This window comes from Ruegeria sp. CDSA141, assembly GCF_059612005.1.
In genome coordinates this window covers 64,068-79,842 of record NZ_JBXWPT010000004.1, presented here as the reverse complement: position 1 = coordinate 79,842, position 15,775 = coordinate 64,068, and the positions used below count along the sequence as shown (strand labels likewise).

At 56.7% G+C, this 15,775-nt stretch carries 15 protein-coding genes; 8 read left to right on the top strand and 7 right to left on the bottom strand.

What is annotated here, in order from left to right; genetic code table 11:
- Positions 1-8: 8 nt before the first annotated feature.
- The 7 genes from AC2FLP_RS08360 to AC2FLP_RS08330 all read right to left on the bottom strand — a co-directional run bounded on the left by AC2FLP_RS08360 (position 9) and on the right by AC2FLP_RS08330 (position 6,617).
- Positions 9-1,259 carry a sarcosine oxidase subunit beta family protein gene (locus tag AC2FLP_RS08360; RefSeq protein WP_496683038.1) on the bottom strand — a complete coding sequence of 417 codons (1,251 nt, stop codon included), beginning with the start codon at positions 1,257-1,259 and terminating at the stop codon, positions 9-11.
- Between the two features lie 288 nt (positions 1,260-1,547).
- Entirely contained in the window at positions 1,548-2,792 is a 1,245-nt protein-coding gene (locus AC2FLP_RS08355; RefSeq protein WP_496683041.1) for a molybdopterin molybdotransferase MoeA, read from the bottom strand.
- Positions 2,785-3,015 carry a hypothetical protein gene (locus AC2FLP_RS08350; protein WP_496683044.1) on the bottom strand — a complete coding sequence of 77 codons (231 nt, stop codon included), beginning with the start codon at positions 3,013-3,015 and terminating at the stop codon, positions 2,785-2,787. Before AC2FLP_RS08350 ends, AC2FLP_RS08355 begins: the two co-directional genes overlap by 8 nt.
- Positions 3,016-3,030: 15 nt before the next feature.
- Positions 3,031-3,180, bottom strand: a complete 150-nt coding sequence (locus AC2FLP_RS08345; RefSeq protein WP_299898264.1) for a hypothetical protein — start codon at positions 3,178-3,180, stop codon at positions 3,031-3,033.
- 183 nt (positions 3,181-3,363) lie between these two features.
- Positions 3,364-4,794 (bottom strand): NAD-dependent succinate-semialdehyde dehydrogenase, encoded by a 1,431-nt coding sequence (locus tag AC2FLP_RS08340; RefSeq protein WP_496683046.1) that lies wholly within the window; start codon positions 4,792-4,794, stop codon positions 3,364-3,366.
- A gap of 81 nt (positions 4,795-4,875) precedes the next feature.
- Positions 4,876-5,841 (bottom strand): LysR substrate-binding domain-containing protein, encoded by a 966-nt coding sequence (locus tag AC2FLP_RS08335; protein ID WP_496683161.1) that lies wholly within the window; start codon positions 5,839-5,841, stop codon positions 4,876-4,878.
- Between the two features lie 2 nt (positions 5,842-5,843).
- Entirely contained in the window at positions 5,844-6,617 is a 774-nt protein-coding gene (locus AC2FLP_RS08330) for an aspartate dehydrogenase (protein WP_496670827.1), read from the bottom strand.
- A 147-nt stretch (positions 6,618-6,764) separates the two neighbouring features.
- Here AC2FLP_RS08330 and AC2FLP_RS08325 point away from each other — a divergent pair, with 147 nt between their 5' ends.
- The 8 genes from AC2FLP_RS08325 (at position 6,765) to AC2FLP_RS08290 (ending at position 15,775) form a co-directional block, all read left to right on the top strand.
- Complete coding sequence (locus AC2FLP_RS08325) at positions 6,765-7,718, top strand: dihydrodipicolinate synthase family protein (protein WP_299898271.1); 954 nt, start codon at positions 6,765-6,767, stop codon at positions 7,716-7,718.
- 105 nt (positions 7,719-7,823) lie between these two features.
- On the top strand, positions 7,824-8,366 hold the full coding sequence (locus AC2FLP_RS08320; RefSeq protein WP_117873423.1) for a 3-hydroxyanthranilate 3,4-dioxygenase: 543 nt from the start codon (positions 7,824-7,826) through the stop codon (positions 8,364-8,366).
- A 23-nt stretch (positions 8,367-8,389) separates the two neighbouring features.
- Positions 8,390-9,364, top strand: coding sequence for a TRAP transporter substrate-binding protein (locus tag AC2FLP_RS08315; RefSeq protein ID WP_299898273.1), 975 nt, complete (start codon positions 8,390-8,392; stop codon positions 9,362-9,364).
- A gap of 63 nt (positions 9,365-9,427) precedes the next feature.
- Entirely contained in the window at positions 9,428-9,961 is a 534-nt protein-coding gene (locus AC2FLP_RS08310; RefSeq protein WP_299898275.1) for a TRAP transporter small permease, read from the top strand.
- The gene (locus tag AC2FLP_RS08305) at positions 9,958-11,217 is read left to right on the top strand and encodes a TRAP transporter large permease (protein ID WP_496683050.1); all 1,260 of its coding nucleotides are present in this window, start codon (positions 9,958-9,960) and stop codon (positions 11,215-11,217) included. The genes AC2FLP_RS08310 and AC2FLP_RS08305 overlap by 4 nt, the downstream gene beginning before the upstream one ends.
- A 121-nt stretch (positions 11,218-11,338) precedes the next feature.
- A complete protein-coding gene (locus AC2FLP_RS08300; RefSeq protein ID WP_496683052.1) occupies positions 11,339-11,887 on the top strand; it encodes a thioredoxin family protein in 549 nt (182 codons plus the stop codon).
- Positions 11,888-11,890: 3 nt separating this feature from the next.
- On the top strand, positions 11,891-12,268 hold the full coding sequence (locus AC2FLP_RS08295) for a VOC family protein (RefSeq protein ID WP_117873435.1): 378 nt from the start codon (positions 11,891-11,893) through the stop codon (positions 12,266-12,268).
- Between the two features lie 186 nt (positions 12,269-12,454).
- Entirely contained in the window at positions 12,455-15,775 is a 3,321-nt protein-coding gene (locus tag AC2FLP_RS08290) for an ATP-binding protein (RefSeq protein WP_496683055.1), read from the top strand.

The window sequence follows — 15,775 nt, the reverse complement described above, 5'->3', positions numbered from 1 at the left end:
GGGCCTCCTCAGTGCAGGTTGGGCTGTGCGCCCACGCCTTTTTCGTCAATCATCCGTCCGGTTTTGAACCGGTCCAGACGATAGGCAGTTGCAACTTCATGCGGTCGGTCAGTGGCTATAAGATGCGCGAAACAAAAACCAGATGCTGGTGTTGCCTTGAAGCCGCCGTAGCACCAGCCACCATTGAAATAGAGCCCGTCAATTCCGGTGTGATCTATGAACGGCGAGCCATCCATCGACATATCCATCACGCCGCCCCACATCCGCAGCAGGCGCGCGCGACCGATCATCGGCATCAGGGACATGCCACCTTCAGCCACATCCTCAACCACAGGCAGGTTGCCGCGTTGGGCATAGGTGTTATAGCCATCGATATCGCCACCAAAGACCAGCCCGCCCTTGTCCGATTGGCTGACATAGAAATGTCCGGCGCCATAAGTTATCACCCCGTCAAGAACCGGCTTCAGCCCTTCGGTCACAAAGGCCTGTAGCACGTGGCTTTCGATCGGCAGACGCATTCCCGCCTGAGCCATCACGCGGCCGGAAGAACCGGCCACCGCCACGCCCACCTTCTTGGCGCCGATATATCCCCGTGTGGTTTCAACACCCAGCAGTTTTCCGTTTTCGATGCGGAACCCGGTGACTTCGCAATTCTGGATGATGTCGACACCCCGTTGATCCGCGGCACGGGCATAGCCCCAGGCCACACCGTCATGACGCGCCGTGCCGCCACGACGGTGCAAAAGACCGCCCTTGATCGGAAAGCGCGCATCGTCAAAGTTCAGGAACGGATACATCGCGCGAACGCCGTCCGTATCCAGAAGTTCGGCCCCAGAACCGGTGAACATCATTGCATTGCCACGGCGGCGATACGCGTCACGCTGCGCATCCGTGTGACAAAGGTTCAGAATACCGCGCTGGCTGACCATCGCATTGTAGTTCAGGTCCTGCTCCAGGTTCTCCCACAGTTTCAGCGACAGTTCATAGAAAGGCTGGTTGCCCTCCAACAGGTAATTGGCGCGAATGATCGTCGTGTTCCGCCCCACGTTACCGCCGCCGATCCAGCCTTTTTCCAGAACGGCCACTCTTGCGGCGTTGTGTTCCTTGGCCAGATAGTATGCCGTAGCAAGACCATGACCGCCGCCGCCAATCACGATGAAGTCATAGCTTGATTGAGGTTCGGGATCGCGCCATGCCGGTGTCCAGCCCCGGTGCCCGTTCAAAACCTGCCGCATGATCGCGAGTGCCGAATACCGCATATGGATGAGTCCTTAACCCTTTGTGCGTCGATGCATCTTGAGCCACCTGAACGGACTCAGTCACGGCGTAATCCGTCACAGAGTTTATCAGTTGCGACAATTTTCAGGCTCGTGTTCGGATAGACTGTTGGACGACTGAGCAAATTACCAATGCATGGGTCACGGGCCCGTGCAGCCATCGCGCGAAGATCAACGTTCCGTGCGAAGCCGCCCGGCCATCGCCCGGTTGTCTTCCGTGATTGCGGGGTTGTTGTTACAACGCCATAGGCACCGCCGCGTGTGTGGGGATCAGAACCGCAACAATTCAAGCGTATGCCCTGCGCGCAGGTCCTCGGCCTCTGCCGGTATGATCACCAACCCGTCTGCCTGCGCCAGCAAAGCCACACGGCCACTGTAGGATGGTGCCATAAGACGCAACCTCGGAAGGCCATCCGGCGAGGTGCCGTCAATCTGGATCGGTCGATATTCCTGCCGGCCCGCGTGACGATGCAAGGGTTCGGCCAGCACCGCCTGCACAGGTGTCTGAGGCATGTGACGCAGACCCGCGCGGCGCGCCATCATCTGCGATCCGATTATCTGCCATGTCACGTAAGCCGAAACCGGGTTGCCTGGCAGACCAACATAGAGAGCACGTCCGCGCCGCCCGAACATGACCGGTTTCCCTGGCTTCATCGCGACTTTCATGACATCGGTTTCGCCGCCGATCTCGCTGAACAGTCGGGGCATGTGATCTTCATCCCCTACGGACACTCCCCCGGTTGTAACGATCAGGTCCGAGGTATCGCATGCCTCGCGCAGAACCCGTCCAAGACGGGCCGGGTCATCTTCGACCGGCCCCCGGTCGTTCAGTTCAATCCAGGGTTTTTGCAACAACGCCAGCAGCATATAACGGTTCGAGTTGTAGATTTGGCCGAGGCCAAGGGGTTCGCCCGGTTGGCGCAGCTCGCTACCTGTCGAAAAGATCGTAACCTTCAGTTTTCGGAACACCAAGACCTCGCCGTACCCGGCGGATGCCAGGGCTGCCACCTCACGCGGTCCAATTTCGCAACCGCGCTGCAGGATCGGACCCCCAGCAAAAAGATCTTCCCCCGCACGCCGGATATTCTGGCCGGGTTTGGGGCAGCGGCTGAATCGAACCCTGTCGATCACGAGATCGCAATCTTCCTGCATCAGCACAGCATCGAAGTCAGGCGGCACAGGAGCCCCCGTAAAGATGCGCAAAGCGCTGCCTTCGGGTGCATCATGGTCACCGCGGTCGCCCGCAGCCACGCGTCCGGCCACGGGAAGTTCGAATACCGATCCGTCGCCCAGATCTCTGGTGCGGATGGCATAGCCATCCATGGCAGAGTTGTCGAAGGCGGGCATGTCGACCTTACTGGTGCAATCCTCGGCCAGAACCCGGCCTATCGCCTGTTTCAGCGGCAAAGTCTCGGTTTCAGTAAGAGGATCGGCCACAGAAAGACCGCGCTCAAGGGCGTGATCTACACTCAGATACACGTTGGCGTGGCGGTCACATGCACATCCATCAGCCATGTTGATCCTCCAAATATGCAAAGAAGTCTTGGAGCCCTGTAGCCCCGGCAGGGATTTGCGGTGACCTCAGCTCAAACCGAAAGGCGAGGATTGGTGTGTCCGCCTTCGGGTCGATGCTCTGATGTATTACAGCGGCCTCGGAGATAACCTTGGCCGATGCAGCGTGGGCAAAGACCCAGAGTCCGGCAAGGATTGCTGCAATGTGTTTCAGCGAAGCATTCATCTGTCCCTCCGGAGTTCAGGCCGCCCGGCAGGAATCCCCCAGCAGGTCAGCCAGAACGCTGATCATCACCGGCAAAAGGGAGCGATGGTTTTTGTCGCACAGTCCGGCCAGAAATTCCCGGCCAATGGACATCACGTCAGGCGTACTGTCATTGACATAGGTCATGACCCGCTGTTCGGGGCCTTTGTCAGCAAGGGCACTATGGCCGCCTCTGTTGCTTCCACAGGTTCTGAAATCACAACCGAAGCCGCGCACTGTTCGTTGCGTTGCCCTTTGGTCGGTTTCGAAAGAAAAAAGCCTGGCACGGCCATGAAAAAGTGAACGAGCACGAGGATCGGGATCTCTTTTTCAGATGATCTTAGCCGAATGCCAGACGTTCTTGACCGTCATGTAATTCTCAAGGCCTTCGGTTCCGCCTTCCCGACCATAGCCACTGGATTTCACGCCCCCAAAGGGTGTTTCAGGCATGGATGCTTCAAGTGTGTTGATCGACAGATTGCCGACCTCGACCTCGTCGATCAGACGGTCGATATAATCCGCCCGGTTGGTGAAAGCGTATCCGGCCAGACCGTAGGGAACTGAATTCGCCAGATCGATTGCCTCATCCAGCGAAGCCACCGAATTGATCACGGCAACCGGTCCAAACGGCTCCTCGCGCATGATCCGCGCCGTTTCGGGAACGTTCAATAGCACCGTGGGTTCAAAGAAATATCCCCGTTCACCAAGCCGCGATCCGCCGGTGGCAAGCGTTGCCCCCTGTGCCACCGCGTCTTCAACCAGTTCTGTCAAAGCCGGCACGCGCCGGTCGTTGGCCGTTGGGCCCATTTCAACCGTTGCTTCAAGCCCATTGCCGACGACTGTGGCTTTAGCCTGCGCGGTAAACCCAGCCGCATAGGCGTCAAATATACTCTCATGCGCGAAGAAACGGGTTGGCGACGTGCAGACCTGACCGGTATTGCGCGTTTTGCGCACCGCGCTTGAAACAGCCGCTGATTGCACATCCGTATCTTCGCAAACAATGACCGGCGCGTGGCCGCCCAACTCCATAAGCACTCGGGTGTCATGCCGGGCCGCCATAGTGGTCAAATGGCGCCCAACGGTTGTCGAGCCTGTGAAGGCTACCAAGCGAACGGGGTCCTGCGGAATCAGGTGGCCGGATATCTCGGAAGGTTCACCGAACACCAAATTCAGAACCCCCGGAGGCAGACCGGCATCTTCGAACGCTTTTGCTATGTGTAAAGCTCCGGCTGGCGTTTCTTCCGCAGCCTTCAGGATCACCGAACAGCCAGAGGCCAAAGCACCGGCGATCTTCCGGGCAGGTTGGCTCATGGGGAAGTTCCACGGCGAGAACGCGGCGACAACGCCAACAGGCTGGTGATGAACTGCAAACTTGTGACCCTGAGCGGCCGGAATGATCCTTCCATAGGTCCGCATCGCCTCGCCCGCATCCCATTCAAAGAACTCGGCACCGCGAATGACCTCCAGCCGGGCCTGCTTTAGGGGTTTGCCATGTTCCAGAGTGATGGAATGCGCGATTTCTTCCTGTCGCTGACGCATGAGGGCTGCCGCCCGCAGGATCGTATCCGCACGCTCACGCGGCGGTGTACGGCGCCACAGTCGAAAGCCTTCGACGGCCGCTTGCAGCGCGTCGTCCAGGTCTTTCACCGATGCGCAAGGCAATCGACCGAGTTCTTCCTCGGTCGCCGGGTTGACAACCGGGATATCGCGACCGGTTTTTCGCCACGTGCCGCCGATGAAAAGCTTGAGCTCTGGATACATGGAATCGGGGCCTCCATTTGCCTTGATTTTTGATCGCTCGATGCCTCGTATTACTTCAAGCGCATTGCGCGAATACGGATATCAATTTGGCGAATATCTGGTCTGTCTGCTCTGCGCCGCGCGATGCAGAGCTGTTTTGAAAGCTCGCCCCGCAGGCGACAGATCGTCGTCCGCACGGAAGGACACACCTATTGGCCCTTGCCCAAACGGAACCACCCAGGCGAGCTGGGCAAGATGCCCGTTTTCGATATCCTGGGCGACGACCTCGGCAGGCATTAGGCCGATCAGGTCACGTGATTGCAGCAGCGCCCGGTTCGTCAGATAGGACACAGATTCAATCGCGACCGGTGGCACATATTGCTGCTGACCGACAAAAAAATGATCCGCCTGACGTCGCAACGTTGTCTCTTGCGGGGGGAGGATCCAGCCAAACGGTTTGGTTTGCGCAAAGGTCACGGCGTCCCGGCCCGCCAGTGGGTGCCGAGGGCCTACAATGGCCAATATCCGATCCTCGAACAGTTTTTCCTGCCGAATCTTGTCACGATGCCGGTGCGACGGCAGACGTCCTACAACCATGTCGATCTCACCCGACAGAAGCCGAGGCATAAGTACCTCGTTGGTCCCTTCGCTGATCTTGACCGCGACGTTCGGGCGGTCTTCCAGCAGCAGTTCAATGGCGGCAGGCAACAGGCTGGTGGACGCCGCAAGCAACGTGCCCACCACGACACGGCCGGAGTTTCCTTCGTTCAGATCGTCCAGTTCCTGCGCGGCATTTGAAACCTGTGCAAATATCAGTTTCCCGTGACGTATGAGAGTTTCGCCAAAAACGGTTGGCACAACGCCTCGATTGGTGCGTGTGAACAGTTTGACTTCAAAGTCCAGTTCAAGATCCTGAATCATCTTGGTTGCTGCTGGTTGAGATATTCCCAACTCCCGCGCGGCATTCTGAATGTTTCCATGCGCGCCCACCGCGACCAGCAGACGCAGTTGTCGCAGTTTCAGACGGGTCAAGGCGCGGTCCACGATGCGAGAATGATGCCCCACCATGGCTACAGCACAATCGGCTTGCAAAGCTGATCCAGTTTGGACAGCACGCTCATGGCCGCAAGCGCCGAGCTTCGCGGGTTGTCGGGCAGCGCGGTTCCGCTGATCCTAAACTGAAAAGTGCCAAAATCACCTTCGGCCTCAACCTCGTGAATGTTCTTGTGGATCGTCGGATCGGCGATCAGACGAACCTGTGTGCTGTCGAATCCCACACCTGCCAAGGCGACGGCAGCGGCGACATTTGCGTTCTTGGGGTAAGCCAAAGCCGCCTCTCGCGCGGAACCCTGAAAATGAGTTTCAGCCGCGGTGATACTGCTGAGGTCAAGACTGTGTTCAGCAAGTGATCCTTTCCACCCCGCCGGCGGCTTGCGCCCCACATATGTAACGGATTTGAGCGGACCGACCGCTGCGGCGCTGAGGCAGTCCAGCCCGCCTATGGCACCGCTTGCCAGATGCAGCCGAGCCCCACCCTTTCGTGCGGCCCTGTCCAGCCGGCCACTGACCTGCTGATCCGCAAGTGCCCCGGCAGAGACACTGATGATATCCAGCCCTCGCGCCAGAATTTCCGGACCCAACCCGGCCAATGCCTCGTGCCCCGCGCAATCCAGAACCACTTCGATTCCGGCCGGCAGGTCATCAACCGAACCGACCGACATAGGCGATTTTGGATCAACGCGCTGTGGCCTGACCAGAATGGCCGCCAACTCATGCCCATGTTCTGGCAACATGCGCTGCACATATTGCGCGATTGCGCCGGTTCCAATGACTGCGATCTTCATGTCTCGACCCTAGACCAGCATTAAAAAAATCTGAATTGGTAAGTTGGTGATATATGTTTTTCAGATAGCCATTTCTCTGAAATAGCGCTGGATCGACCCGCTCAGTGTGCTTTTCTTCATATCAATGCCACTGGGACCACGGTGAAAATGAAGTACTCAAAACACGACGCGAAGGCCTATGCCCGCGAACATATGACTGGGATATGGGCAGCTGCATTGAACCCGTTCAATGATGACCTGTCTCTGGATGAATCGGGACTGCGCGCCAACATCCGCCATTGGATCGATGACCTGGACATCCAGGGCCTGTTCGTCGCCGGCAAACAGGGCGAATTTTTTTCAATGAGCATCGAAGAGCGCAAGCGTAACTTCGAAATTGCGGTCGACGAATGCGCAGGCGAAGCCGGTGTAATCGTCTCGGTCTCAGACCAGAACATGAAAACTGCGTTGGACCTGGCGCACTTCGCCCAGAATTGCGGTGCAGATTACATCGTTCTTCACGCCCCGGTTCTAAGTTTCGTACAGGATCGTGGCGAGGTCTTGTATCAGTACTACAAGCGCTTCTGCGATGAGCTGGATATCGGCATCGCCATGTGGAGCCATCCTGACAGCGGCTATTTGATGCAACCAGAAGAATGCGCCCGCATTGCTGATTTGCCGAATATCGTAGCTATTAAGTATTCGGTTCCGCGTGAGATGTACGTGAAGCTGACCCATATGGTGGGCGACAGGATCCACGTCTCGACTTCGGCCGAACATGAATGGCTGGACAACATACTGGAACTGGACTGGAAGCTGTATCTCTGCTCCTCTCCGCCCTACCAACTGCAAAGCACGGTCGATCGGAGAATGAACGAATACACACGTCTGGCCTTTGCGGGACAGGCGGATGAAGCGCGGCGTGTCTTTGACAGTCTGAACCCAGTCCGCAATGCGATGAAACGCGCCCGTCCTGCGGGCAAACCCACTGCATTCGGAAAATACTGGCAAGAGTTGCTGGGTCAGGTCGGTGGCCGTGTGCGCCCGCCGATGCTGGAACTGACCGACGCGGAAAAAGCGATCATTCGCAAAGCATTTGATGAAAGCGGGCTGCGCGTCTGAGCCGGGTGAGGCCTAGCAGTATAAGGAAATCGGATAGCGAGATGCTGATAATTTCTTTGCGGATATGGAAAAACGCGGCAAACTTTCCAGGATAGGGAGTGGGACATGTCAAAACTGAAAGCGTTCAACTTTAAGGCCTGGATCGACGAGCATCGCCATCTGCTCAAGCCGCCCGTAGGGAATCGTCAGGTTTGGGAAAATGCCGATCTGATGGTTACCGTTGTAGGTGGGCCAAACAAGCGAACCGATTACCACGATGATCCGGTTGAAGAATTCTTCTACCAGCTTGAAGGCGACATGGTGCTGAAAATCTATGACGGAGAGGAGTTCTATGATGTTCCGATCCGTGAAGGTGAAGTTTTCCTGCTGCCTCCGCATGTGCGCCATTCACCACAGCGCCCTCAGGAAGGCTCGATCGGGCTTGTAATTGAACCCAAGCGCCAGACCGGAGAGCTGGACGCCATCGAATGGTATTGTTTCGAATGCGGATCACTGGTGCATCGTGCAGAAATGCAGCTAAAGTCCATCGTTGATGACCTGCCTCCGGTTTATCAGAAGTTCTATGCCTCGGAACAAGACCGCACCTGCCCCAATTGTCAGGCTGTGCACCCGGGAAAGGAACCGCCCGAGGGCTGGGTCACGTTGTAAAACAAGATCAAACAGGGGAAGTAATGAGACATTTCGCAAAAATCGCCGCCTCTGCGGCTGCGCTGGCACTGTCGTCCGTGGCCATTCACGCCGAAGAGTTTCGGTTGGGTCTGATCACGCCGCCACCGCACATCTGGACCAAAGCCGCCGAGGCGTTCGGGGCTGAGTTGAATGAGGCCAGTGGTGGCGCACATTCGGTATCGGTTTTCCCGGCCCGCCAGTTGGGCAATGAGGCCGAAATGCTGCAACAATTGCAGACCGGCGCGCTGGACATGGCCTTCATGACGGTGGCCGAGGTTTCCAACCGCGCGCCTGAATTGGGGGCGTTCTATGCGCCCTATCTGGCAGATGACATTGGGCACGCGGGGCGCATCCTGCGATCCGATACGGCCAAATCCATGCTGGAACCATTGCCGGGGCAGGTTGGTGTCGTTGGACTGGGATATGGGATGGCCGGATTGCGCCAGATCGTCAGCCGGGGCGAGGTCTCATCCGCCGAAGACTTGTCGGGCCTTAAACTGCGGATCACGCCCTTCACACCGATCCTGGATTTCTACAACGCGGTGGGCGCAGCACCCACGCCCATGCCCTTGCCGGCCGTCTATGATGCGCTGGCCAATGGTCAGGTCGACGCCATAGACATGGACGCCGAGCTGATCTGGGTACTGAAATATTATGAACACGCCGACACGATCGTGCAGTCAGATCACATGATGTTCCCAATGGTCGGTCTGGTTTCGGCCAAGGTATGGGCTGGTTTGTCCGAAGAAGACCGCGCGATGATTGCGGAACTTATGGCCAAGCATGTCGACAGCACCATTGATGCTTACGTTGAAAACGATGCCAAATGGCTGGAACAGATCGAAGGAACAGGCAAGGCTTACAAAAAGGTCGACGCCTCGTTCTTCGGCGACGCAATCGAGGAATGGAATGCGATCTGGTCCCAGAAGACCTCTTCCCTTGACGCTTTGCGGCAGACTGCGGCAGAAACAAAATAACGAAAACAACATGACGAAGAGGGCGCAGCTCGATCCTGCGCCCTTTTTCACGGGAGAACAGCGATGTTGTATCGGCTGTCGGCAGGCTTAGCGCGGGTCGAGTTGTGGTGCGCTGCCTTTCTGGCGGTCTGCATAACGGTTTTGATTTTGCTGAATGTCGTGACGCGCACGGCGGGCAATGCCCTGTTCTGGGTTGATGAGCTGGCGATTTACGCGATGGTCTGGATGACTTTTCTGGGCGCGTCTTCCGCATTGCATCATCGCAGTTCGGTGTCGATCTCCATTGTTTCCGACAACGTGCCCGGACGCGCGAAACGACTGATCCGCAAGAGTGTGGACGTGGTCGTGTTTGCTTTTTCCCTTGCGATGCTGTGGTTCTGCTGGCGCTGGTTCCTTCCGCTGGACATTGCCAGTAACGGATTCGATGTGGCGGTATTTCAAGGTCAGACATTCAATTTCATCTATGCCGAGCCGACATTGACCCTGGGCCTGCCAAAGTACCTGTTCTGGTTGGTGATGTGGCTTTTCGCACTGGGCGCGACGCTGCATTCCACCATGCATCTGCTGAGCACCCCAGAGCAAGGGGCACAGCCATGAGCCCCATCGTCTTTCTGGCTACTTTACTTCTGTCCGTGCCCGTGGCGATCGTGCTGGCGATCACCGCCATCTGGTACATCTGGGAAAGCGGCAACACGGTTCTTTATGACAGCTTCGCGCAGAAAATGTTCGGAGGCCTTGAGAATTACGGCCTTCTGGCAATTCCTCTGTTCATGTTGACCGGAGAATTGATGAACGAAGGCGGTATGACGCGGCGCCTTGTCGCGCTGGCTCGGGTGTTCGTCGGCGGGTTTCGCGGCGGGCTGGCCTATATCAACTTGCTGGCAAACATGTTTATGGCGGCAATCATCGGGTCTGCGACGGCGCAGATCGCGGTGATGTCGCGCGCCATGGTCCCCGCGATGAAGGAAGAAGGCTATGACAAGGGTTTCGCCGCTGCCACGACTGCCGCAGGCGGGCTTCTGGCCCCGGTCATACCGCCGTCGATGATGTTTGTCATCTTCGGCGTACTGGCACAGATCCCGATTGGTGACATGTTCATTGCCGGGATTCTGCCCGGTTTTATCTTGGCTGCTTCATTCGCTTTGGTCATTACCTTGATCGGGTGGCGGCAGCAGTTCCCGAAAGGGAACTGGATGACACGCAGCGAAACCATCAAGGCCGTGATCAGCGCCGCCCCTGCCCTGCTGATCCCGATGTCGATCATAGGTGGTATTCTGTTCGGGATCGCCACACCGACCGAATCCGCTGCAATCGCATCCCTGATCGCGTTTCTGGTGGGCTGGTTGGTTTACGGGGACCTGAAGCCGGGCAACCTGGCACAGATGTTCAAACGCACGGCGGCCAATGCCTCGATGATCCTGTTCATGATCTCGGCAGCCAGCGTATTCGGCTGGGTCATCATCTATGAGGAAATACCACAGCAACTGGCTGGGCTGATTACCTCCGTCACTTCGGACCCGTTCGTGTTCCTGCTGATCGTGAATCTGGCGCTTTTGCTGGTTGGAATGGTGATCGATGGCATCGCCGCGATTATCCTGATCACTCCGATCCTGCTGCCAATTGCAACCGGTTCATACGATATCAGCCCCTATCAATTTGGCATTGTTGCCTGCCTGAACCTTGTGCTTGGGCTGATGACACCCCCGGTCGGGATCGGATTGTACATCGCCTCATCCATGAGCGGCACATCGCCCGGCTCAATCCTGAAATCGCTTTGGCCATTCCTGATCGCGGTAACTTTGGTTTTGCTTCTGCTCAGCTATTTTCCAAGCCTGTCAACGCTGCTGATCTGATTTGGATACGTTTTCCGGTCGTAATCAGTTGAAAATTTAGCGCCGGAAATCACGCTCTACTTATCGGTTCCTGTCAGCTAAGCTGGCGGGAACACGTCAACAGGTCAAATAAAAGGTTTTCATGCTGCTCGACACTCCTATCTGCGATTTCGGCTGGCAGGCCCCGGATTTCACGCTCAGGGACCCGAATGGTCATTCTTTCACCATGTCCGATCACCTGCAAAACGGATTGCTGATCGCCTTCATCTGCAACCACTGCCCTTACGTCAAAACGATCACTGACCGGCTTGCACAGGACACGGGCCTGTTGATGTCGAAAGGGATTGGGGTATTGGCAGTCATGTCAAACGACTATCGGGAGTATCTCGAAGATGCACCGCAGAAAATGCTGGAATTCGCGAGGGAAAATGGGTTCAACTTTCCCTATCTCGTAGACGAAGGTCAAACCATAGGAAAGGCCTATGGTGCTGTTTGCACACCCGATTTCTTTGGGCTGAATGCGGATGGAAGACTGCAATACCGTGGCCGTCTGGACAATCTGGGCCGCAGCCAGACAGGCGAGCGCGAACCGGAGCTGGTCAATGCCATGCTGCAGATTGCACAGACCGGGCAAGGTCCCCGGCATCAGAGTCCGTCAATGGGATGTTCGATCAAATGGACGCGAGGCTAGGTCATGGGGATCGCTACGCTGGATCATGTCAACCTGCGCACTACACGTTTGGAGGAGATGATCGAATGGTACAGAAAAGTTCTGGGGATGCAGGTCGGCCCACGCCCGCCCTTCCCCTTTCCCGGAGCCTGGCTTTATGTCGGTGAACACGCTTACGTGCATCTTGTTGGTGTCGAGATCGAAGCCGCGGGATCGGAGGCCGAGCTGAAGCTCGAGCATTTCGCCTTTTCGGCAAACGGGTTGGACAGTTTCGAAGCTCACCTCAAAGTAAACGATGTTCTCTATCGCCGTGCGGTTCTGACGGCAGTCAATATAGTGCAGTTGAATGTCTGGGATCCGGACGGCAATCATGTCCACATCGATTTTCCGGCTGACGAATAAGGGCGAAAGTCGCCGATATTTTTGGCCAGTAAACAGTTTCTCTCTCAATTTGAAGACTTGACCCGAATTGCTGGGTCGTCCTTGATAGGGTTAGATTTCTCCCGACTACTCCCGGGTAAATTGTACTGGCTAAAAGAAATGGGGACTGCATGGCATCGCGCCACCGCCGACATGCATGGCAGTCGAATGACTGATACTAAGGACTGGCTGGCCAGACACGGCTTGTCCAAATATGTCGATGCCTTTTCACGGCACGAGATCGAGCTGGGCGATCTGTCGGAACTGAGTGACGATGACCTTGTCACAATTGGCCTGCCCCTAGGACCCAGGCGCCGCTTTCTGAAAGCCATGCGGGAAGAAAACCAAGGGCCCGCAGCAACACAACGCGCAAGTCAGGTACCCAACATCGTTGCCGAGCGTAGACAGCTGACGGTCATGTTTATCGATCTTGTTGGGTCGACGGCTATATCGCAGAAGCTGGACCCCGAAGATCTGGCCGAAGTTCTGAGACTGTTCAAGGAAACCTGCGCTGCTGCAGTTGCGGCTTTTGATGGTCATATCGCTAGTTACTATGGCGATGGCATCATGGTGTTTTTTGGTTTTCCGCATGCGCATGAAGACGATCCGGAACGTGCCATTCATGCAGGTCTTCGAATTATTCGCGAAATTCCGGAAATCCGCACGCATGCACATCTTGAAGTCCGCATCGGGATCGCGACCGGCCTGGTTGTCGTCGGTGACCTGCGGGGAGAGAAGATGTTCGAAGACGGCACGGCCATGGGCGAGACCCCGAACCTGGCCGCACGGCTTCAATCGATGGCTGATCCGGGTACAATGATTGTGGCGCCGACGACCCAGGAACTGGCGGGTGAAGCTTTCGAATATGTGCGCCGTGGCACTTTTCAATTGAAAGGCTTTGCCAAAGAGGTCGAAGCTTGGCAGGTCACCGGCACGCGCCAGACTGTCAGCCGCTTCCTTGCGGCAGACGACGCCCGGATGAGTTCATTGGTCGGGCGCACGCAGGAGCACGAAACCCTTCAAAGCAAGTGGAGGCTGGCCTGCCAGGGCCATGGTCAGGTGGTGTCGGTCTCGGGCGAGGCGGGTATAGGAAAGTCCAGGCTGATCGAAGAGCTTCGCCGCAAGATCCCGGGTCCAGACCATCAGCAGCTACGCTTTCAGTGTTCACCCTTCCATGATGCAAGTGCGCTGTACCCGATCATTCGCCAGCTTGAAAATGCAGCCGAACTTCGGGCTTATGACGGTGCTGACGAAAAGTTGGAAAGGATTTCCAGCATCCTGGGCGATCCTTCTGAAGGGTCACTGAAACTGGCTGCGGCACTATTGTCGGTCCCGTTTGAAGACAGGCTTGGCCCGCTGGATCTGACCCCTGAGCAGATCATGAAGCAGACGCTGGAAATGCTGGTCAATCATATGATCAACTCGGCGCAGGAAACCCCGACCCTCTTGCTGTTTGAAGATGCGCATTGGATCGACCCAACGACAAAGACACTGCTTGACCGGCTTGTGAACCGGATTGGGGACGCGCGCCTGCTGATGGTAATGAGTTATCGTACGGGCTTTGATCCGGGCTGGCCACAATCACACAACCTGATGCACGTCGCGCTCCAACAACTGGACTTCGTGCAGGTCAAAGAGATCGTGAACGATATTGCCAAAGGCAAAACCGTCCCGGACGAAGTTTACCATCTGATCGCCGCCAGATCCAACGGTGTCCCGCTTTTCGTGGAAGAGGTGACAAAGGATTTGTTGGAATCCGATCTTCTGACTGAACGTGCTGATGCCTATACGCTGGACCGGTCCACGCCATCGCCTCCTGTACCGAAAACACTGCACGACGCGTTGATGGCACGCCTTGACCGACTGAGCTCAGCCAAGGAAGTCGCACAGATTGGTGCTGTCATTGGCCCGCAATTCTCTTATCCGATGATTGCAAGCGTTTCCCGTTTTAATGAACGGGCATTACGTTCCGGCCTGGATTCGCTCGTGGATGCCGGGATCGTGATTGTCTCAGCTTCAGAACCCGAGGAAACGTTCAGCTACCGCCACGCTCTCATTCGCGACACCGCTTACAACAGCCTGCTGAAACGGGAGAGGAGAACGCTTCATGCTCGTGTGGTCGAAGCACTGAACTCTTCGTCATTGCATGACAATTTCGCCGAACCGGAAATTCTGGCTCATCACTACACGATGGCAGATATGCCGGATGAAGCGATTGAACAATGGTATCAGGCCGGACAACGTGCCGTTGAACGCTCGGCCGGGATCGAAGCGGCCACTCAGCTGGGTCGTGCCATCGCGTTGCTGGAACAGCAGGATGACTCGGTTGACCGCGACCGCAAGGAAACCAAAATACAAACGTTGCGGGCTGGCGTTCTTCGCTCGACCGCTGGCATCGCGGCCGACGAAACGGGGGCGGTATATGCCCGGATCCGCGACTTGTGTAATCGGCTGGGCGAAACCGAACAATTGTTTCCCGTGCTCAACGGACTCTATGCGTATCATCTGGTCCGCGGTGAATACGACCTTGCCAAGGACGTCGCGGCGCAGTTGCTGGAACTGGCCAATCTGACCGAAGAAACGCACCACACGATGATTGCCCACCGGGCCATGGGTGCCGTCTTGTTGCATATCGGGCACCAGGACACCGCCTATGATCACCTACGGCAGGCATTGCATTTGTATGATCCTCAGCAGCACAGCCGCCTTGCCTATGTCTATGGAACGGATCATGCTGCCATTACATCGTGCTTTTTAAGCATAACAGTCTGGTTGCGCGGGGAACCTGATCGCGCACTTGAGATCCAGCATCAGGCAGTCACAACCGCACAGGAACTGGATCACGCGCATAGTCTGGCCCAGACCCTGACGTATCTGTGTATGCTGCACCTGTTGCGGCGTGAACCGGAACAAGTTTACGACGTTGCCGCTCGCCTTGAAGAACTGGCAACCAAACACACCTTCCCCTTCATGAAATTGACGGTGAATGTCTGGCGTTGCTGGGCAGACGCGCAGATCACGCCTGGCCCAGAAACGATCTGTGCAATGCGTGAGGCGTCCGAAGCCTGGTGGGCCAGCGGGGCTGGAAACTACAAGCCGGTGTTCCTGACGGCCCTTGCCGAAGCGTCATTGACAGCGGGCGAACCGATGGCAGCGCAGCGCCTGCTGGATGAAGCACGTGAACAGCAGGTACTGACCCATGAAGGGTGGGCTCAAGCGGAAACAGATCGGATACAGGCGTTGGTGCGGTCCACGGACAATGCGGCTGACGATCTGTTCATGGACGCTCTGAAAACCGCACGCGAACAGCAGGCAAGGATGTTCGAACTGCGAACAGCCGTGGATTACGTGCAAACTTGCGGCCACTTTGACTGCACACCGGCCTCGCCCCCTGATCTTCGAGAGATACTGGGAAAGATTGTCGGTGGCGCACAGACCCGCGATGTTGCGCAGGCCATGTCTTTGCTCGATCAAGTGAAACTATCGTAG